16 protein-coding genes are annotated in these 18,743 nt (G+C 65.7%); 7 read left to right on the top strand and 9 right to left on the bottom strand.

Annotated elements, in window-relative coordinates:
* Positions 1 to 12 precede the first annotated feature (12 nt).
* The 3 genes from gcvH (at position 13) to KR767_RS02780 (ending at position 2,814) form a co-directional block, all read left to right on the top strand.
* The gene (gcvH, locus tag KR767_RS02790) at positions 13 to 408 is read left to right on the top strand and encodes a glycine cleavage system protein GcvH (protein ID WP_166951698.1); all 396 of its coding nucleotides are present in this window, start codon (positions 13 to 15) and stop codon (positions 406 to 408) included.
* 434 nt (positions 409 to 842) lie between these two features.
* A complete protein-coding gene (gene metJ / locus KR767_RS21385; RefSeq protein WP_166951701.1) occupies positions 843 to 1,526 on the top strand; it encodes a met regulon transcriptional regulator MetJ in 684 nt (227 codons plus the stop codon).
* Between the two features lie 271 nt (positions 1,527 to 1,797).
* On the top strand, positions 1,798 to 2,814 hold the full coding sequence (locus tag KR767_RS02780; RefSeq protein WP_250878011.1) for an energy transducer TonB: 1,017 nt from the start codon (positions 1,798 to 1,800) through the stop codon (positions 2,812 to 2,814).
* Between the two features lie 217 nt (positions 2,815 to 3,031).
* On the opposite strand, the gene KR767_RS02775 is transcribed toward KR767_RS02780, so the two are convergent.
* On the bottom strand, positions 3,032 to 4,366 hold the full coding sequence (locus KR767_RS02775; RefSeq protein WP_166951707.1) for a serine hydrolase domain-containing protein: 1,335 nt from the start codon (positions 4,364 to 4,366) through the stop codon (positions 3,032 to 3,034).
* A gap of 149 nt (positions 4,367 to 4,515) precedes the next feature.
* On the opposite strand from KR767_RS02775, the gene KR767_RS02770 reads away from it, so the two are divergent.
* Entirely contained in the window at positions 4,516 to 5,799 is a 1,284-nt protein-coding gene (locus KR767_RS02770; RefSeq protein WP_345779890.1) for an NTP/NDP exchange transporter, read from the top strand.
* Here KR767_RS02770 and KR767_RS02765 read toward each other — a convergent pair.
* Both KR767_RS02765 and mtgA read right to left on the bottom strand, forming a co-directional pair.
* A complete protein-coding gene (locus tag KR767_RS02765; protein WP_166951712.1) occupies positions 5,789 to 6,217 on the bottom strand; it encodes a CBS domain-containing protein in 429 nt (142 codons plus the stop codon). The genes KR767_RS02770 and KR767_RS02765 overlap by 11 nt on opposite strands.
* A gap of 93 nt (positions 6,218 to 6,310) precedes the next feature.
* The gene (mtgA, locus tag KR767_RS02760) at positions 6,311 to 7,117 is read right to left on the bottom strand and encodes a monofunctional biosynthetic peptidoglycan transglycosylase (RefSeq protein WP_425602765.1); all 807 of its coding nucleotides are present in this window, start codon (positions 7,115 to 7,117) and stop codon (positions 6,311 to 6,313) included.
* A gap of 81 nt (positions 7,118 to 7,198) precedes the next feature.
* Between mtgA and hslO the strand changes: the two genes are divergently transcribed.
* Entirely contained in the window at positions 7,199 to 8,065 is an 867-nt protein-coding gene (gene hslO / locus KR767_RS02755) for an Hsp33 family molecular chaperone HslO (protein WP_166951786.1), read from the top strand.
* A gap of 201 nt (positions 8,066 to 8,266) precedes the next feature.
* Here hslO and KR767_RS02750 read toward each other — a convergent pair whose 3' ends face one another.
* Positions 8,267 to 11,161, bottom strand: a complete 2,895-nt coding sequence (locus tag KR767_RS02750) for a bifunctional diguanylate cyclase/phosphodiesterase (protein ID WP_166951717.1) — start codon at positions 11,159 to 11,161, stop codon at positions 8,267 to 8,269.
* A 267-nt stretch (positions 11,162 to 11,428) separates the two neighbouring features.
* Between KR767_RS02750 and KR767_RS02745 the strand changes: the two genes are divergently transcribed.
* The gene (locus KR767_RS02745) at positions 11,429 to 12,400 is read left to right on the top strand and encodes a hypothetical protein (RefSeq protein ID WP_250878010.1); all 972 of its coding nucleotides are present in this window, start codon (positions 11,429 to 11,431) and stop codon (positions 12,398 to 12,400) included.
* Positions 12,401 to 12,945: 545 nt separating this feature from the next.
* Here KR767_RS02745 and KR767_RS02740 read toward each other — a convergent pair.
* The 5 genes from KR767_RS02740 to KR767_RS02720 form a co-directional block, all read right to left on the bottom strand.
* Positions 12,946 to 13,860, bottom strand: coding sequence for a DUF4097 family beta strand repeat-containing protein (locus KR767_RS02740; protein WP_250878009.1), 915 nt, complete (start codon positions 13,858 to 13,860; stop codon positions 12,946 to 12,948).
* A 21-nt stretch (positions 13,861 to 13,881) separates the two neighbouring features.
* Complete coding sequence (locus KR767_RS02735; RefSeq protein ID WP_166951726.1) at positions 13,882 to 14,307, bottom strand: hypothetical protein; 426 nt, start codon at positions 14,305 to 14,307, stop codon at positions 13,882 to 13,884.
* Positions 14,304 to 14,858, bottom strand: a complete 555-nt coding sequence (locus tag KR767_RS02730) for an RNA polymerase sigma factor (protein WP_166951789.1) — start codon at positions 14,856 to 14,858, stop codon at positions 14,304 to 14,306. Before KR767_RS02730 ends, KR767_RS02735 begins: the two co-directional genes overlap by 4 nt.
* Positions 14,859 to 15,210: 352 nt before the next feature.
* On the bottom strand, positions 15,211 to 17,001 hold the full coding sequence (locus KR767_RS02725; protein WP_250878008.1) for a phosphoenolpyruvate carboxykinase (GTP): 1,791 nt from the start codon (positions 16,999 to 17,001) through the stop codon (positions 15,211 to 15,213).
* 99 nt (positions 17,002 to 17,100) lie between these two features.
* Positions 17,101 to 17,691, bottom strand: a complete 591-nt coding sequence (locus KR767_RS02720) for a TetR/AcrR family transcriptional regulator (protein WP_166951732.1) — start codon at positions 17,689 to 17,691, stop codon at positions 17,101 to 17,103.
* A gap of 140 nt (positions 17,692 to 17,831) precedes the next feature.
* Between KR767_RS02720 and KR767_RS02715 the strand changes: the two genes are divergently transcribed.
* On the top strand, positions 17,832 to 18,710 hold the full coding sequence (locus tag KR767_RS02715) for an alpha/beta hydrolase (protein ID WP_166951735.1): 879 nt from the start codon (positions 17,832 to 17,834) through the stop codon (positions 18,708 to 18,710).
* The last annotated feature ends 33 nt before the right edge of the window (positions 18,711 to 18,743 follow it).

Here is an 18,743-nt window from a genome sequence, read left to right as displayed (position 1 = left end):
GAGGAGCACCCCATGAGCGAAATTCCCGGCGATCTGAAATTTGCGAAGTCCCACGAGTGGGCGCGCGTCGAACAGGACGGCACCGTCACCGTCGGCATCTCTGACCACGCTCAGGCACAGCTTGGCGATCTTGTGTATGTGGAATTGCCGGAAGTGGGCAGTTCCGTGCAAGCCGGTAACGGCACGGCTGTGGTCGAGTCGGTCAAGGCCGCTTCCGATATCTACTCGCCGGTGTCCGGTGAAGTGATCGCGGTGAACAACGTGCTGTCCGACTCGCCTGAAACCATCAACGAAGACGCCTTCGGCGAGGGCTGGATCTTCAAGGTGAAGATCAGCGACAAGGCCGAGCTCGACGAACTGCTCGGTCCGGACGAGTACGCCGAACTGGTCGAGAACGAAGACCACTGATCGCGTAAACGCGCTCGACCCCCATGCCGGTCGTCCCTCGACCGGCATTTTTTTGTCCGGAAGGGCATCCGCCGGGAAATTTTTTTCCCGGTCAGTCGTATTCCGTTCATCCCCCGGAAGTGGTCCTCCGGGGGGGCGCCTGGCAGCGGCCGAGGGATGCGCGGGCATGCGCTGAGAGCGCATTGCGTTATTCCAGTGATTAACGGGAAACATCATTATTTAAGGCATTTCTTGAATCGCATTGCTTGCATCAGGACATGCCGGTGCAATGCCGGATTACCCGGTGGCGTGATTCCAAATGACGCCGAAGGCCATGGTGGAAGGAAACCTCAGCAGGGATATGCACCTGCAAGACCTTCAATTTAGAGCCAAAATTTATTGACACCGGATATGTTCAGGAATAGCTTTTGCGTCAATTGACGGGGAACCCGGAAATGGAAACACAGACATTCATCAGGCCGTATGTCGATCACGGTGCAAAAGCAGGATCGGTTCGCAAGATCACAGTCTCGATTCCGCTGCATGTGCTCCGACTGCTTTCCGATGAACGTACGCGCCGACAGGTGAACAATTTGAGGCACGCGACAAACAGCGACCTGCTGGTTGAAGCGTTCCTCCATGCTTTTACTGGGCAACCACTGCCAACTGATGAGGAGCTGAGACGAATTATGGCCACTGCCAAGAAAGCCACTGCCAAGAAGCGTACCGCCAAGAAGGCGGCCACCAAGCGCGTCGCCAAGAAGACCGGCGTCAAGAAGGCCGCCACCAAGCGCGTAGCCAAGAAGGCCGCCGTCAAGCGCGTTGCCAAGAAGGCAACCGCCAAGAAGGCCGCCACCAAGCGCGTAGCCAAGAAGGCCGCCACCAAGCGCGTTGCCAAGAAGGCAGCGGGCAAGAAGGCCGCCGTCAAGCGCGTTGCCAAGAAGGCAACCGCCAAGAAGGCCGCTACCAAGCGCGTAGCGAAGAAGACCGCCACCAAGACCGCCCGTAAGCCCCGCGCTGCCAAGAAGGCCGCCGGCGCCAAGGTCGTTCGCGCCACCCGTACCGCCAAGGTTGCCAAGGCACCGAAGGCCGCCAAGGCTCCGCGCGCTCCGCGTGCTGCCAAGGCCGCCAAGGTCTAAGCGTCACCTTTTAATAAGAAAGCTCGTTACGAATTCCCTCTCCGCGGTGCCCAGCGCGGAGAGGTATTTCGAAACTTGACCCCGGCCATGCCGGGGTTCTTCGTTTTTGAAAAGCGCGAACCAGGCCGCACCCCGAAAACCTCCTAGGTCGCCGGGCTGGATTCACACCTCCGTTACGATTACCTTTCAGCGGTATCGCGCTGCGGTGACCGGGGGGTCGCCGCCTTGCCTACAGGGGGAGCGCGTCCCTGCGGAAAAGGTTCGTACCGCCATGGTTCCTCGTCACCGTCTTCCGTTGCACCGTCACGATCGTGGCGCGATCCAGCCTGTCACCCTTGCCGTGCTTGCCATCGTCGTGGCGCTGGCGGTGGCCGCGTGGTTCCTCATCATCAAGCCGTATCGCGACGCCACCGGCAACGAGGCGACGGTGGTGGCCGCCGCCCATCCTGCCGCCAACCGCGATGCGCCCCTGGCCAACGTCGATGCGCTCAGCGTCGATCAGCTCCTCAATGAGGCCCGCACGGCCATCAACGAACAGCGCCTGGTGGCGCCCGCAGGAAATAATGCCTTCGAGTTCTACATGAAGGCGTTGCAGAAGCAGCCGGGTAACCCCGTGGCCGTGGATGCCTTGCGCGAAACGTTCTCCTACGGCGCGGCGGCAACCGAGCAGACGATCAACCAGCGCGACTTCAACGAGGCGCAGCGCGAGATCGACCTGCTGGCAAAAGCCGACCCGGAAAACTACACGCTCACGATCCTGCGCTCGAAGCTGGACGCCCAGCGCAAGACGCTCGACCGCGAGCAGCAGCAGGCGCTCGACGCCCAGAAGGCCCAGCAGCTCGCGCAGCAGAATGCCGCGGCGGCAGCGAAGCAACAGGCGGCGGAGCAGGCCGCCGAGGCACGCCAGCAGCAGGCAGCGCGTGACCAGGCGGCACGTGTGGCCCAGCAGCAACCGCAGGCTCCGCGTGCGACGGCACAGACGCCCGCCGTGGCGAAGGTTGCGGAGGGCGATGCGATCGTCGATGCCGTGCTCGTCAACCAGGTCAAACCGCGCTACCCGACGGCCGCCATGCGCGCGAACCAGGAAGGCTGGGTGGATATCGAGATGACCGTGGGCACCGATGGCACGGTAAGCAATGTCACCGTGCTCGACTCTCAGCCGCGCCACGTCTTCGACCGCTCGGCCACCGACGCCGTCAGCCGCTGGGAGTTCAAGCCAGCCACGCGCAACGGCGAGCCGATGGTGGTGACCCTGCGCCGTCGGTTGCAGTTCAACCTGGGACGATAGACGGCAGGTCGCGCGCGAGGCGCGCTCCTACAGGGATTGAGCGGCCGGTGCTGTTGTAGGAGCGGACCTTGTCCGCGACATCCTCAGGATGTCGTATAGAACGGAGAAGCCTTGCGACCATCAGGCGGGCCGTTGGGTCTCCTGCCTGATCGTCGCAAGGCTTTGTTGGTCGTTGTCGCCCTGTCGGGTCGCGCGCGAGGCGCGCTCCTACAATGGGTCAGGGTTTCTTTTTCTTCTTGGGGGCGGCTTTCTTGGTCGGCGCGGCCTTGGACTTCGTCGTCGCCTTGGCCTTGGCCTTCGGTGCCGGTGCGGCGGGGTGTGCGGGGCCTTCCACGCCGGCCCAGTCCACGTGCGGCAGCCCGAGCAGGCTGTCGAACACCATGGGCATCAGGCCGGCGGGCATCGGGCCCGCACCGTTCCACATGCTGACCACGCCGGCGTGGTACTTAGGGAAGAAGCCGATCATGGTGCGGTAACCCGACACGGCACCGGCGTGGTAGATCAGGTCTTCGTTGCCGTAGCGGAACACGCGCCAGCCCAGGGCGTAATGCGCATCGGTGACGCGCGAGCGACGCCAGGGCAGCGAGCGTTCCTCACCCGGCGTGGATACTTCCGGTGCGTGTAGCACCTCCAGCAGCTGCGCGGGCAGGACGTCCGGACGTCCGCCCATCTGCGCGATCAGCCATTGCTCCATGTCGCGCAGGCTGGCATTCACACCGGCTGCCGGAGCGACACGGTAGTAGGCGTCGTTGGGTTCGTAGGGAATCCAGTTATGCGGGCCGCCGCGGTGCGGACGTGCCCAGCTCTTGCTCGATTCCAGCGCATCGCGGCCGTAGCTGGCGGTGGTCATGCCCAATGGGGTGAAAATGCGGCGCTCGACCTGGCGGAAGTAGTAATCGCCCGTCTGCGCGTAGATGACGTCGCCGATCATGCTGAAGGCCACGTTCTGGTAGCCGTAGCAGGCGCCGACCTTGCACGAGAGATCCACCTCGTCGAGCTTGCGGACCAGTTCCTCATACGGCGCATCGGCTTCGAGCATCGCGTCGTAGGTGTTGCGCGGCAGGCCCAGGCGCTGGCCCAGGATGTCGCGCACGGTGGCCTGCTGGGCCGCCTGCATGTCCTTGAGCTTGAAGTAGGGAATCACGTCGACCAGCCTGGTATCCCAGCTGAGGAAACCCGCGCGCACCAGCACGGCGGTGACGCCAGTGGCGAAGGCCTTCGACAGCGAAGCCAGGCGGAATACGGTTTCCGGGGTGGCAGGTTCTTTCGTTTTCGCGTTGGCGTAGCCGAAGGCACGCTCGTAGACGACCTTGTCATCCACCACGATGGCCGTGACCAGGGCCGGCGCCGCGTCGCGCGCCTCGGCCTCGTCGAGCCAGCGCTTGTAGTTTTCGATGGTTTCCTTCACCCGCTCCGGCGGCAGCTTCACATACTGCGGGTCGTTGCTGACGACGGCAGGCTTCGGCGGAGGCGGTGCAGCGAAGGCGAAGGAGGTGGCCAGCGTGGCGGTCAGCGCGCAGGCGAGCAGGGAAACGGAACGAAACGACGACATGCTTATCTCGCGAAAGCCCGGCGCAGGAGCGCGCCATCAATACCTGGATGCCTCGATTGTCTGCCAGTTCCGGCCTCGCGACAACGCATTCGTGGCCGTGAACGCGTGTTAGGCTTTGCCGGCCTCCACCGGACATGCCGGCCCTCCCCGTGAACGCTCGTCGACACGCCGCCCTGGGCGATGGGATAACCCTCGCGCTCTCGGTCATCGCCTTCTTCTTCGTGATGACCTCCTACTACGTGATTCGTCCCGTGCGCGACCAGCTCATCGGCGCGGCGGGATCGTCGTCGCTGCCGGTGTTCTACGCGATCCTGTTCGTGGTGATGCTGGCGCTGACACCGGTATTCGGCTGGCTGGTCTCGCGGTTTCCCCGGCGTCGTGTGCTCGGTGGCAGCTATGTGTTCTTCGCGGTGTGCCTCGTGGCCTTCATGCCCGCGTTTTCGGCACAGGATCGCATCGGCGCGGTGAACCTGGGACGGGTGTTCTTCGTCTGGGTCAGCGTGTTCAACCTGTTCGTGGTGTCGCTGTTCTGGAGCGTCATGGCCGACGTCTACCGGAGCATGCAGGCCCGGCTCGTCTTCCCCTTCATTGCCTTCGGTGGCATGGCCGGTGCCCTGGTCGGCCCGCTGGCGACGTCCCTGCTCGTCGCGAAGATCGGCGTGCCTCCGCTGCTGCTGGTCTCCGCGTTCACCCTGCTGCTCGCCCTGGGACTGCTGCTGGCCGTCTCATCGAAGGCCACCGCCAACGACCGCAGTGGCGGCGCGCCCATCGGGGGCTCGATCCTCGATGGAGTGAAGGCCGTGATCGCGCGCCCGTTCCTGCGCAACATGACCCTGCTGATGCTGCTCAGCGATGGCGTGGGCACCGTGGCTTACGCCTTGATGGCCGATTACACGAAGACGCACTACATCGATATCGCCGGACGTACGGCGTTCTACGCGCGGCTGGATCTTGCGATCAACCTGTTCGGCGCGCTGCTCCAGCTCACCATCACGCCCATGCTGTTGCGTGGGCTGGGCGCGGTCTGGGCCATGGTGCTGCCGTCGGTGGTGAACTTCCTGCTTCTGGTGGCGCTGGCCATCCACGGACCGGTGGATGTGGCGTTGTTCGGGTGGGCCGTGTCGCTGGTGACGATCGTGCAGATCGGCACGCGCGGCATGACCTATGGCATGACCAAACCGGCCAGCGATGCGCTGTACACGCGCATCCCGCGTGACGATCGCTACAAGGGCAAGAACTTCGTGGAGACCACCGTATGGCGCCTCGGCGACCTGCTGGTCACCACGGGGCTTACAGCGCTGCGTGGCATGGGCGCCACGGTGGCGACGCTGGGCCTGATCTGCGCGGGGCTGGCCGGCGTGGCCGCGTTCGTCGCAAGGCGCGCGGCCACCTCGCCCGACCTCTTGCCGGAAAACGACGACGCTAGCTCGTGATGTAACTTTCGAGCTGGTTGATGGTTTCCTTCTGCTCGGAAATCACCGCCTTCACCAGATCGCCGATGGACACCATGCCGACCACGCGACCCTTGTCGACCACGGGAAGGTGGCGGAAGCGGCTGTCGGTACACAGGCGCATGCACTCGTCCACCGTGGTGTCCGTGGCGACGGTGATGACGCTCGCCGTCATGATGTCGGCCACGGGCGTCTCGCGCGAGGAACGGTCCTTCAGGATCACTTTTCGAGCGTAATCGCGTTCGGAAACGATACCGACCAGTTCGCTGCCCTTGATGACCACCAGGGCACCGACATTCTTCTCGGCCATGATGCGTATCGCGTCGATCACCGGCGCGTCGGGAGCCACGGCGAATACGCCCTTGCCCTTGGCCTCCAGGAGATGCTTGACCTGCTGCATGCTCGACTCCGCTGGCTGTGCACGGCGTAGCGCCGCGTTGAGTTCCAGTCTAGCGCGGTGCGCGACAGGCGGAGTAAGCGACAGGTGAAGGCGTCAGCGCACGCGGCCGCGGACGGGCGCGGGGCGGTCCAGGTAGGCCGGGCCGCCGAGCTGTCCCATCTGCTGGAGAATCCATGCGACGCGGCGTTGCACGTAGGCGCTGGGCGCATCCACGCGGAAGCGTTCCGGGTTGGGCAGCACGGCAGCGAGCCGCGCGGCCTGCGTCGCATTGAGGCGATCGGGCGTCGTATGGAAGTAGACCTCGCTCGCGGCGCCCACGCCGTAGATGCCGTCGCCCAGCTCTACACTGTTCATGTAGACCTCGAGGATGCGCTTCTTGGGCCACAGGGCTTCGATGAGCACGGTGTACCAGGCTTCGAGTCCCTTGCGCACGAAGCTGCGGCCGTTCCACAGGAACAGGTTCTTGGCCACCTGCTGGCTGATGGTGCTGGCGCCGCGCAGGCGCTTGCCCTCGTCGGCGGCGTCGATGGCATCCTGGATGGCGTCCACGTCGAAGCCATGGTGGAAGGGGAATTTCTGGTCTTCGCCGGCGACCATGGCGATGCCGACGTAAGGCGAGATGGATTCACGAGGCACCCATCGATGGCGGAACTGAAAGCTATGGTCGCCGTCCAGCATGGCCGTCAGGCGATCCTGGAGCATCACCGAGCTGGTCCACGGCGGCACGAAGCGCAGGACGAACACCACCAGCACGGACAGGGCCAGCCAGGAGGCAACCAGCAGGAGGACGAGGCGGAGCAGGCGGCGGGGCTTCGGTCTCATGGGCACACGATAAGGGAGGATGGCGCAGTATAGGGGCGCGGCGGTAGCGGGCTTGTCGCCGGCCCCCGCAGGCCCCATCTTCCGTCGGATCATGAGGAGAGCACCGTGAGCGATACGACCCCCCACACATCCCTGACCGACGATGTCCTGCACCGCTTCATGCTTGAAAAGGCGGGCGTGCGCGGCGTATTCGTGCGGCTTGGCGCCAGCTGGCGGGAGATCGCCTCGCGCGCCGAGTATCCCGAGGCCCTGCGCGACACGCTGGGCCAGACGGTGGCCGCCAGTGCGCTGCTCACGGGCAACATCAAGTTCGATGGTTCGCTCTCGCTGGAGTTCAAGAGCCAGGGCGCGGTGCGCCTGCTGTTCAGCGAATGCACCGACCGTGGTCGCCTGCGTGGCCTGGCCCGCTTCGATGCCGATGCGCTCGGCGAAGCCGTGAACCTGGCCAGCATGGATGACGAAATGCTGGCGATCACGGTAGGCAGCGCCGAGCGTGGCCGCTATCAGGGCATCGTCGATCTCGCGGACAGCGCGAACATCGGCGAGGCGCTGGAAGGCTACTTCAGCCGGTCGGAGCAGTTGCCCACGCGTATCCTGCTGGCGGCGGATGGCGAGCGTGCCGTGGGGCTGATGCTGCAGCCCGTGCCGGGTGAGGGTGGTCATAGCGCCGCCGAAGAGGATGCCGATGCCTGGGAGCGCATCGGCATGCTTACCTCCACACTGGGCACGGCAGAGATGCTGGAGACGCTTCCGGAAGACCTGCTTTACCGGCTCTATCACGAGGAGACGGTGCTTCTTTACGAGCCGAAGTCGCTGGCGTTCGGCTGCACCTGCTCGCGCGAGCGCGTAGAGGGCATGCTGCGCAACCTGGGACGCGAGGAAGTGGAAGCGACACTGGAAGAGCGCAACGGCGAGATCGAAGTCGTCTGCGAGTTCTGCGCCACGAAGTACCTGTTCGACCGCGTGGATGCAGGGCAATTGCTCACCGAAGGCGATACGCCGCCGGTGTCGCATACGCTTCAGTAGCCGGGCTGTCGCGCGCTCTTACAGCTACGCCCTGGACTGGTCGCGCGCGAGGCGCGCTCCTACGAGGGAGCCTTGGATGGGTGGCGTGCGGAATCGTTTCCACAACGGCGCCCTGGATCGGTCGCGCGCAGGCGCGCTCCTACATGTTTGCCTTGTAGGAGCGCGCCTTGCGCGCGACCGATCCGGGGCGATACCCGCTTTTCACGCATCCAACGACAACGGCGCCCCAAGCCACTTGCTCGCCGGCGCCGGCTGGGCGAAGAGAAACCCCTGCCCGAACCGGCAACCGATCCGCCGCAGCGCCTTCACCTGCGTTTCCGTTTCGATGCCCTCGGCAATCACATGCATATGCAGCGAATTGGCCAGCGCCTGGATCGCGCGGACCACGGCCGTGCTGTGCGCCTCGTTGTCCTCGGCCGGCAGTTCGGTCACGAACGAGCGATCGATCTTCAGGGTCTCGATCGGGTACTGATGCAGATAGCTCAGTGACGAATACCCCGTGCCGAAATCGTCCAGCGCGATACCCACGCCATGCGCACGCAGGTTTTCGAGGATGCGCTTGACCTGCGCCGGGTTCTCCAGCAGTGCACGCTCGGTCACTTCAACGCGGATGCAGCGGGCCGGCACCTTGTGCTGGGCCAGCAGGTCGAGCAGCTTCTGATCAAGATCGGGCGAGCGGAAATGGCTGCCCGACACGTTGATGCTGATGAAGCCTTCGTCGCGCGTGAGCGCGCGCGTCTGCCGCGCCACCTGCTGGAAGATCTGCCAGTCGATGGCTTCGGCGCAGCCGGTGTCCTCGGCCACGGCGAGGAACTCGCCCGGCGGTAGCAGACCGCGTTCCGGATGACGCCAGCGCAGCAGGGCTTCGTAGCCCACCACGCGCTGGTTTTCCAGGTCGACGATGGGCTGGAAGAACGGCACGAACTCGTTACGCGTGAGCGCACGGCGCAGGTCGCCTTCCAGTTCCAGCAGTGAAAGCGCTTCACGACGCAGCCGGTCGTCGAACACGGCGGCGCGGTGACGGCCTTCGTCTTTCGCGCGATACATCGCGGAGTCCGCGTCACGCAGCAGTTCTTCCGGACGCGTGTAATCCGGCGTGGGTAGCGCAATGCCGATGGAGGCCGAGGTGAAGATCTCCTTCGCACCCAGCCGGAATGGGGTCTGCAACTGGGCGATGATGCGCTCGGCGATATGCGTGGCGGCCTGCGGATCGGTGATGCCTTCTACCAGCACGGCGAATTCGTCGCCACCCAGGCGCGCCACGACATCGCGCGTCTTCAGGCAGGCGCGCACACGACCGCCGACCTGGAACAGCAGGTCGTCGCCCACCAGATGGCCCACGGAATCGTTGATGACCTTGAAGCGATCCAGGTCGATGAACAGCACCGCGAACAGCTCGCCCGGGTTCTCCCGGTAGTGGTTCAGAGCCTGCTCCAGGCGTTGCAGCAGCAGGGTGCGGTTGGGCAGGCCGGTGAGCGAATCGTGCAGGGTTTCGTACTTGAGGCGACGCTCCACGCGTTCGCGCTCGGCGATCTGCTCGCGCAGGTCACGGTTGGCCAGTGCCAGCGCGCGCGTGCGTTCGGTGACCCTTCGCTCCAGGCTGGCATAGGCCTGCTTGAGCGATTCGGTGGTGTATTTGCGTTGCAGCGCATTGGCGATGTGGTAACTGACGAAGGTCAGCAGTTCCTGGTCGCGCGCGCTATAGGTGTGCTCGGGCGAATAGCTCTGTACGGCGAGCACGCCCATCGATTTTTCGTTCCAGATCAACGGCACGCCCAGCCAGTGCAGCGACCGCGCGCCCGTGGTGGAGAGCACCTGATCGCGGTTGAGGCGGTCGATCTCGGCACGGTCGGCCAGCAGGGCCTTGCCATTGCGCAAGACGTATTCGGTCAGCCCGCGCCCCAGTTCGCGCGGCTCGCGCGAACCGTCGAGTTCGTCGACGGAATAGGGAAAGGTCAGCTTGTTCTGGTCTTCGGAGAGCAGCGCGATATAGAAGTTGCGCGCGTAGAGCAGGCCACCGATGACGCGATGCACGGCAGCGTAGAAATTCTCGATGCTGTCGGAGGTGTTCGCCAGCTCGGCAATGCGGAACAGGGCGGCCTGCAACCGCTCGCCTCGCTGGCGCTGCAGCACCTGCTGGCGCAGCACGCGGTTGGCTTCGCGCAAGGCCGCCGTACGCGTGGTGACCCGGCGTTCCAGCTCCTCGTGTGCCTGGCGGCGTTCCAGTGCCGTCTGCACGTGCTGCGCCACATAGGTGAGCAGCTCGCGGTCGTTGGGCGTATAGCGGGTGTCGTCGCGGTAGCTCTGCACCACGAGGGCGCCCACCACTTCGTCGCCGCGCTTCATGGGTACGCCGAGCCAGTCGTCGCTGGGCGGACCGATCGGCACGCTGGGGCCGGGCAGCTCCTGTTCCAAGTCGGTGCTTGAGCCCATCAAGGGGCGGCCGCCCTGAAGCACGTGCCAGGTCAGGCTGTTCTCGATGGCCTCGATGGGGCGGATCGTTTCCGGATCAGGCGGATCGTCGTCCACCGAGTCGACGAAATAGGGAAAGCGCACCGTGCGGCTCTGGGCGTCGTACAGCACGATGAAGAAATTCTCGGCGTACATGAGACTGCCGACAATGCTGTGCAGCGCCGTCATCATGTCGCGCATGTTGTGCTCGGCGCCCGCCTGCTCGGCGATGGCGTAGAGCGCGCGTTGCAGCCGCTCGGCCAGGGCCAGGCGGGAAATCGCCTCGTACAGGTTGGCCGTTTCCGCCAGCTGGCGCAGGCGGGCACCGGCCAGGCGGCCCAGCCAGCCGATCATGTCGGCCCAGGTGCCGCCGTCATGCTCGGGGATGGACAGGAACAGGGTCCGGTCGGTCTGCGGGTCGTTGCCCAGCTCGAACACCGACTCGCCGGCACCGGCCGGGGGCATGCTCTCGTGCCAGTCCACCCGGGCATCCGGCAGCAGGCAACGGGCAAAGGCCTCGCATTCGCCACGCACGACTTCGGCGTCGGCGGCCCGCAACAGGCGCTCGACGGCGTCATGCAACGGCTCGACCTCGCCGGAACCGGCCGTCTGCAAAGCGTGGCTTTGGGATGGAGCGATAGTCATCGCCTGACGTAGGTCCCGGTCGTGGTCGGTTCAGTCTATATGCGTTGCGGCGGTCGCGCGACGGGCCGGCCTCACCCGTCTCACGGGCCCTGCGCCTGAGCGTTGCAACCCCTCTGGACGGTCATAAACGGCAGCTATCCTGATTCCTGAAGGTGCCCTCCCCGGGGTGTTAGTAAAAAGTAAAACGAGCTACACTGACCCAACCACGGGCGTCGGCTTGCGCCGGGGTCCGGGGGGACATCAAGCCGCTTCCGATCAATGGTTTCCATGCGCCGAACCTTGCCCGCATTGCTTCTGCTCGTGCCGCTTATCGCGGCAGGCCGTGGCGTGGGCATGGCACCGGAAGGCACGGGCGAGCGCCTGTATGCCGAGCCGGTGGCTGCGGACGTGGCAGAAGGCAGCTCCGATCCCCAGAATTCCTCGGTTCCCCTCTGGCGCTCGCCGGATGGCCGGGCTCTTTCGGTCCGCTCCGACGACCGTCCCGACCCCACCAATCCGCTGGCGCCGCGTCCGCTGGGTGCCGGTCAGTACGTCTCCAATGGCGTGCAGTACGACCTCGGCCCCGATGTGCAGGCGCATGCCACGATCAGTGGCCAGGGCTGGATCAATTCCGCGGAATCCTGCGGCGCTTCCGCCAGCTCCCATGGCGACCGCTGCACGTCGCCGGGTGCGCCGCCGCGCATCGTCGGCAGCGAAGTGGGTGCCACCTGGCGGGGTTCGGGCTATAGCGTGGGTGTCGGCGTGGGCTCCACACGGCCGTCGGGCAACAGCCCGGCCCTGCCGCGCGTGCTGCCCAGCATGTCCACGCTCTCGGGCCTGCCGTTCGGTTCGCTCTCGTCCAGCACGGAGCTCAACGCGCATGGCCGTGTCGATCTTGGCGGCCGCAGTGGTATCGACGTGGGTGCCAGCTTCGGCCGCATCCGCCTGCTGCCGGGCAACCTGCTCGGTGTCGGTGCCGTCGACCAGAAGGCACTGAGCTTCGGCATCGACCGTGGTCCGCTCTACGGCACCATCACCGGTCGCAGCATGCAGCCGGAGCCGGGTGCGGGCCTGAATCCGGAGCGTCGCTGGAACTCCATCGACCTGGGCGTCACCTTCCGCCTGCCGTGGCGGGGTGAGCTGTCGGTGGGTGCGCAGAATGTCTGGTCGTCGGGCAATGGCCCGGCCAACAGCGGGCCCACGCTCACCGAGCCCGACCAGTCACGCACGCCGTACGTTCAGTACCACCAGGATCTTTAAGATCCAAAAAAAGGCCGCGAATCCGCGGCCTTTTCTGTGACCTGCTCCTGTAGGAGCGCGCCTCGCGCGCGACCGGTTGGAACGTTGCGCTCCGTAGTAAAGCAGCCCATGTGGTGCGTCACTCCGTAGAAAGGCTCGCCTGTCGGCCTCGCTCTCGGCGCGTGAGGCGTGGTCGCTTAGAGGCGACGGGGGCGGCCCTTGGCGCTCCGGCCTGCGGTGTCCCTCGGGAAAGGAGGAGCCGCTGCGCGGCTCAGTGTCTTATGGCTTCGCCCCTTCGGGCCCGGGGAGCGGGCGGGGTTTTTCGACTCGGCTCCTGCCTCGGCGAAAAAGGCCGGCCTTCCTGGCCGGCCCCCTTCGGGCCTTTTCCGCCCGCTCCCCTCACCTCCATCAAGTCGCGCCAAGGGCCGCCCCCGCCGCCTCTACCGATCTCACGGTGATCTTGTAGGAGCGCGCCTGCGCGCGACCGGTTGTCGCGAAAATTTTCATCGTTTGCGATACCTCGGTCGCGCGCAAGGCGCGCTCCTACTTAAGAGGCGGGTTTTACGTCAGTTGCCGGCCTTGCGCACCTTTACGTCGCCGCTGAACGACTCCAGGTGCACCAGCCCGCGACCGTCACCGATGGTTACCTTCAGCTCCTTGCCCGGACCATCGTCGTTGCGCGACGGGTTGCCCCAGTCGGTGCGGATGTCGCCACTGAAGGTGCTGGCTTCGAGCTTCGTGGACGCATTGTTCGGCAACTGCAACTGCACGTCGCCGCTCATGGCATCGACGGTGATCTTGCCGGCTGCGGACGGGCCGCCGTTGATCAGCGTGTCACCCGACACCGTGCTGAAGTTGGCGCTGCTCCATGGGCCGCCACCGATGGTCATGCGACCGGAGACGGTCTGCGCATCGACCTTGCTGATGACGGACGGCGCGGTGATGTCGCCGGAGACGGTTTGCAGGTCGGCCTTGTCGGCACGGCCGGCGAGGTCGATGGTGCCGCTCACCGTCTGCATCTGCACGTCGGGTGAGCGCACGTTGGCACGCACACGGCCACTGACCGATTCGACTTCGACTTTACCGCCGTCGAGGCCGTCGATACTCACCGGGGCGCTGACCACCTTCACCTCGACGCTGACGCCCTTGGGCACGCGCACGTTGAGGGTGGTGGATTGCATGGCTGCGTCGTTGCCCCAGCTGAACCACTTCTTGCCGTCGCCACTGCCGCCGCCTTCGATGCGGATGTCGATGCTGTTCGCATCGCCGTCGAGTTCCAGCGGGCGGGCGCCGTTGCCGAGCATGCCAGTGACCTGGATCTGGTTGCGATCCCAGGCGGTGACGGTGACGTCACCCTTGGCGTTGTCGATGCTGATCTTCGCGTTGGGGCGAATATCCTTCGACAGGTTGATGGGAGTGGAAGCCAGGGCCTGGCCGATCGACAAGGCCAGCAGCAGGGGGGCGATGTAGAAGGTTTTCATGGGGGAATCCTGCCTGTTCTGTTAGCCGGCTTGCTTGTCGAAGTTACGCAGGCGCTCACGCTGGCGTTCGGTGCGCAGCATCAGGCGTTGCAGGGCGGCGGAGTCGGGGGCCTCGCGCATCGCCTGGTTGAGCTCCATGCGGGTGGCATCGAGCTGGATCGCGGCACCGGCCAGTCGCGGGTCGGCAGGTTTCCATGCCGGGCCGACGGCCATGTCGTCGAGGGAGGTGGGTGCTACCAGATGCAGGCCGATGCCGCCTCCGAGGACTGCGACACCGGCGATGGCGGCGGCCATCAGCCAGGGGCGGGTCCGGCGCTGTCGCGGGGTGACGGCAGCGGCGGGGCGGCCTTCGTCGAGGCGCGCTTCGATACCGGCCCACAGGTCGCGTTGGGGCGCGACCGGGCGGTTGAGCGAGCGCATCTGGCGCAGGTAGTCGAGTTCGTTCATGGCGTATCTCCCAGCGCGCGGCGTAGCAGGCCGCGGGCACGGTGCAACTGAGCTTTGGAGGAACCCACCGCCATACCGAGCTCGATGGAGATTTCCTCGTGTTTCCAGCCTTCCACGTCGTGCAGCACGAGGACGGCGCGGGCCCGCGGCGGTAGTGCCGCGATGGCCTTTTCCAGTTCGGCGCGCTCGATGGCGCGCACGGGATTGTCGGTGTCGGCGATGTCGGGCAGGTGTTCGTCGTCGACGATGCTGACCGGATCGGCGTTGCGGGCGCGTATGGACATCAGCGCCACGTTCACCGCCAGGCGGTAGACCCAGGTACCGAAGGCGCTCTCGAAGCGGAAGCCGTCGAGCTTCTGCCAGGCGCGGACGAAGGCTTCCTGGGTGAGGTCTTCCGCCCGGGCATGGTCGAAGGCGGCCAGGCGCAGGATGGCGCCGTAGACGCGGTCGGAATGCTTGCGGTACAGGGTTTCGAAAGCCTTGCGATCGCCGGCCACGGCGGCCCGCACGATGTCGTCGTCGGTCGACGCGGCGGGCAGCTCAGGCTGCATGAATGAAGTGGCGGCGAGGCATAGGGCGTTCATCTTGCCAGCTTGGATGCCGGCAGGGGAGAAACGGTTTAAGGGGATGTTTCGGCCGCTTCGTCGGACCGCAGGGCGGTTTCGTCGGGACGAGGGCCTGGGAGGGTTGAAGTGGGGCTAACGGAGGGGTAGGGGCCGGTGTGGGTGTTTCGATTCGTCCGGTCGCGCGCAAGGCGCGCTCCTACAAACGCCGCTTCGGCCCGGCCGCGCAGGCACGGCTTTTGTGTAGGAGCGCGCCTCGCGCGCGACCGGCAATGCGAAAAGTCCACCCGACGCGCCCCTGTAGGAGCGCGCCTCGCGCGCGACCGGCGGTGCCGGAACCTCAGGCCACCCGTTCCGCCCGCTGATCCTGCGCCGCTTCCAGGGCCTTGCTCACCTTCTCCCGCTCGACCTTCAACCGCTCGGGCATGCGCTCACCGAACCCATCAAGGTACGTACCGATGGCATTGAGCTCCTCGATCCACCCCTCGACATCCACGTGCAGCAGCTCATCGACCGTGGTCGCCGGAATCGCCAGCCCCTCGGTATTGAGCTCGCCACGCGCCGGCACCGTGCCGATCGGAGTGTCGTGCCCGCTGGCCAGCCCCTGCACGCGCTGGATCATCCAGTCGAGCACGCGAAGGTTCTCGCCATAGCCCGGCCACATGAAACGACCATCGGCATCCTTGCGGAACCAGTTCACGTGGAAGATGCGCGGCAGCTTTGCGCCCGGCTTGTCGAACGACAGCCAGTGGGCGAAATAATCGGCGAAGTTGTAGCCGCAGAACGGCTTCATCGCCATGGAATCACGACGCAGCACGCCCACGGCACCGGTGGCGGCAGCCGTGGTTTCCGACCCCATCGCCGCGCCCACCAGCACGCCGTGCGCCCAGTCCTTCGACTCGAACACCAGCGGCACCAGCGACGGACGACGACCACCGAAGACGATGGCCGAGATTGGCACGCCCGCGGCGTCTTCCGATTCCGGCGCCCAGCTGGGGCACTGCTTCGCACTGACGGTGAAGCGAGAGTTGGGATGCGCGGCCGGACCGTTGGCCGGATCGTAGGGACGACCCTGCCAGTCGGTGACCGGCTTGCCGTCGTCGAGGCCTTCCCACCACGGACGGTTGTCGGCGGTGACGGCCACGTTGGTGAAGATGGCATCGTGGCCGAGCGTGGCCAGCGCGCTGGGATTGGTGTTGGCACCCGTGCCCGGGGCCACGCCGAAGTAGCCGGCCTCCGGATTGATCGCCCACAGGCGGCCGTCCTTGCCCGGCGTCATCCAGCAGATGTCGTCGCCGACCGTCCAGACCTTCCAGCCCGCCTTGCGGTAGCCCTCGGTGGGGATGAGCATGGCGAGGTTCGTCTTGCCGCAGGCCGACGGGAACGCAGCGGCGATGTAGTGCTTTTCGCCCTTCGGATTCTCGATGCCCACGATAAGCATGTGCTCGGCCAGCCAGCCTTCGCGGCGTGCCTGGTGGCTGGCGATGCGCAGCGCATGGCACTTCTTGCCCAGCAGGGCGTTGCCGCCGTAGCCCGAGCCGATCGACTTGATGGTGAGCTCTTCGGGGAAATGCATGATGAAGCGGCGATCCGGGTCGAGATCACCCGTGGAATGCAGGCCCTTCACGAAGCTGCCCTCGCGCTCGATGCGCGCCAGGGCAGGGGCGCCCATGCGGGTCATGATCTTCATGTTGGCGACCACGTAAGGGCTGTCTGTGATCTCAACACCGCAACGCGACAGCGGCGAGTCGATGGGGCCCATGCAATACGGGATCACGTACATCGTGCGGCCACGCATCGCGCCGTCGAAGAGGGCATCCATCTTCGCGTGGGCGTCGGCCGGCGCCATCCAGTGGTTGTTCGGGCCCGCGTCGTCCTGCTCCGGCGTGCAGACGAAGGTGAGGTGCTCGACGCGCGCGACATCCGAGGGATGCGAGCGGTGCAGGTAGCTGCGCGGGTTGGTGGTCTCGTTGAGCGGGAGCAAATCGCCGCTTTCGAGCATGGTTGCTACCAGTCGTGCGTATTCCTGGTCCGAGCCGTCACACCAGAGGACCGAAGCCGCTCCGGTCAGGCGGGCGACATCGTCGACCCATCGATTGAGGGCTTCCAGGGAACTGCCTTGCGAACGCATCCGTTGTGGTCTCCAGGTAAACGCAAGGCGCGACAGTAGTTTGCGCTTCCTGGTATTGGCAAGGCACGGCGCAGCAAAACGCGCGCCGGGCATTCAGCTTCAGCCGTGCGGCCTGGCGGGCGTGAGCGTGGCGATCATGTGTTCGACGTAGGCGTCGAATTCTTCGTGACTGATGCGCGGCAGGCCCAGAGTGAAGTTGAGTTGCAGGAAACCCACATAGGCCGCGTAGGTAAGGCGCGCGCGATGCAGCGCCGCCACCGGTTCGAGACCGGCTTCGCCGTAGAGGCGGGTGAGGAAGTCCATGCGCCGCTGCGAAACGCGCGCCATCACCGGCACCACCTGCGGATGGTCCAGTGCCTTCAGCAGGGCGGCATAGACACGGTGGGGCTGCAGCTCGTGCGCCACGCGGCGGAACAGTTCCGGAAAGCGCTTCAGCGGATCGGGGATGCGCTCGATTTCGGCAAGCACTTCGCGTTCGCCGTATTCTTCCCAGCGTTCCAGCGCTGCCTGAAGCAGCGCCTCGCGGGTGCGGAAATGCCAGTAAAAGCTACCCTTGGTGACGCCGAGGCGCCTCGCAAGCGCTTCGACGGCAAGGGCGCCGACGCCCTGTTCGGCGATCAGGGCTAGGGCGCCGTCTTCCCAGTCTTCGGCGGACAGACGGACGCGTTCGTTCTTGGCACCTTCGTTCATCGGCGCATGGTAACGGAGACAGGGCCATTTGCAATCCGGGGTACCCCCGGCATGCTGCATAAGACCTTGACTTTGCGGGGCTTGCATGTCCATACGCGAGCGTATTGACGGGTTCTGCCCCAAACCACATACTCGGCCGTATGGTAGCCCAACCGACCACCGTCCCCTCCACCCGGCAGCGCCTGGCCTCGTACGACGGCCTCGCCCTGGCAACCCAGCACTGGCGCGGCGAGCGCGAGCCCGCGCTGGTGTTCGCGCACGGCTTCGGCCAGACCCGGCACGCCTGGAACGGCAGCGCCCGTGCCCTGGCGGGCCAGGGCTACGACGCCACCACCTTCGACGCGCGCGGTCATGGCGAGAGCGCCTGGGCAGCCGACGGCGAATACCATATGGAACAATTCGTCGGCGACCTCCTGGCCGTCACGAAGCACGCCACGCCCGCTGCGGGCCGCAAGCCCGTGCTGATCGGCGCCTCCATGGGTGGCCTGCTGGCCATGGTGGCCGCCGGTGAGCCGGAATACGCCGCGCCGTTCTCGGCCCTGGTGCTCGTGGATATCACGCCGCGCTGGGAGACGAAGGGTGTCGAGCGCATCCTCGGCTTCATGCGCGCCCACCCTGATGGCTTTGCCAGCTACGACGAGGCGGCCTCGGCCATCGAGGCTTACCTGCCGCATCGTCGCGAACGCAAGACGGAAGAACAGCTCAAGCCCCTGCTGCGCCAGGGCGACGATGGTCGCCTGCGCTGGCACTGGGACCCGGCCATGCTCGACGGCGTGGTCCACGAGAGCGAGCGCTACCAGCCCCGCCTGTTCGCCGCCGCGGCGAACATCCAGGTGCCGGTGCTGCTGCTCTCTGGCGCGCGCAGCGACGTGGTGTCCAGCCACACCGTCGACGAATTCCTCCGCGTGGTGCCGCATGCGCGTCATGTCTCGCTGGCCGATGCCACCCATATGGTGGCCGGCGACGCGAACGACGCCTTCACCCGCGAGATAGCACGGTTCGTCGAAACACTTTCCTGAGACGCTTTTCGTAGTAAACCCGGCATCGAGCCG

The sequence above is a fragment of the Luteibacter anthropi genome (genome assembly GCF_023699965.1).
Lineage (GTDB): Bacteria > Pseudomonadota > Gammaproteobacteria > Xanthomonadales > Rhodanobacteraceae > Luteibacter > Luteibacter anthropi.
Note: the sequence above shows the minus strand (reverse complement) of the source record. Positions and strands in the feature narration are given on the sequence as shown.

Excerpts from the sequence above, each read along its gene's own strand:
- gcvH (WP_166951698.1), top strand. The coding sequence starts at position 13 with ATGAGCGAAATTCCCGGCGATCTGAAATTTGCGAAGTCCCACGAGTGG.
- metJ (WP_166951701.1), top strand. The coding sequence starts at position 843 with ATGGAAACACAGACATTCATCAGGCCGTATGTCGATCACGGTGCAAAA.
- KR767_RS02780 (WP_250878011.1), top strand. The coding sequence starts at position 1,798 with ATGGTTCCTCGTCACCGTCTTCCGTTGCACCGTCACGATCGTGGCGCG.
- KR767_RS02775 (WP_166951707.1), bottom strand. The coding sequence starts at position 4,366 with ATGTCGTCGTTTCGTTCCGTTTCCCTGCTCGCCTGCGCGCTGACCGCC.
- KR767_RS02765 (WP_166951712.1), bottom strand. The coding sequence starts at position 6,217 with ATGCAGCAGGTCAAGCATCTCCTGGAGGCCAAGGGCAAGGGCGTATTC.
- mtgA (WP_425602765.1), bottom strand. The coding sequence starts at position 7,117 with ATGGGGCCTGCGGGGGCCGGCGACAAGCCCGCTACCGCCGCGCCCCTA.
- hslO (WP_166951786.1), top strand. The coding sequence starts at position 7,199 with ATGCTTGAAAAGGCGGGCGTGCGCGGCGTATTCGTGCGGCTTGGCGCC.
- KR767_RS02750 (WP_166951717.1), bottom strand. The coding sequence starts at position 11,161 with ATGACTATCGCTCCATCCCAAAGCCACGCTTTGCAGACGGCCGGTTCC.
- KR767_RS02745 (WP_250878010.1), top strand. The coding sequence starts at position 11,429 with ATGCGCCGAACCTTGCCCGCATTGCTTCTGCTCGTGCCGCTTATCGCG.
- KR767_RS02740 (WP_250878009.1), bottom strand. The coding sequence starts at position 13,860 with ATGAAAACCTTCTACATCGCCCCCCTGCTGCTGGCCTTGTCGATCGGC.
- KR767_RS02735 (WP_166951726.1), bottom strand. The coding sequence starts at position 14,307 with ATGAACGAACTCGACTACCTGCGCCAGATGCGCTCGCTCAACCGCCCG.
- KR767_RS02730 (WP_166951789.1), bottom strand. The coding sequence starts at position 14,858 with ATGCAGCCTGAGCTGCCCGCCGCGTCGACCGACGACGACATCGTGCGG.
- KR767_RS02725 (WP_250878008.1), bottom strand. The coding sequence starts at position 17,001 with ATGCGTTCGCAAGGCAGTTCCCTGGAAGCCCTCAATCGATGGGTCGAC.
- KR767_RS02720 (WP_166951732.1), bottom strand. The coding sequence starts at position 17,691 with ATGAACGAAGGTGCCAAGAACGAACGCGTCCGTCTGTCCGCCGAAGAC.
- KR767_RS02715 (WP_166951735.1), top strand. The coding sequence starts at position 17,832 with ATGGTAGCCCAACCGACCACCGTCCCCTCCACCCGGCAGCGCCTGGCC.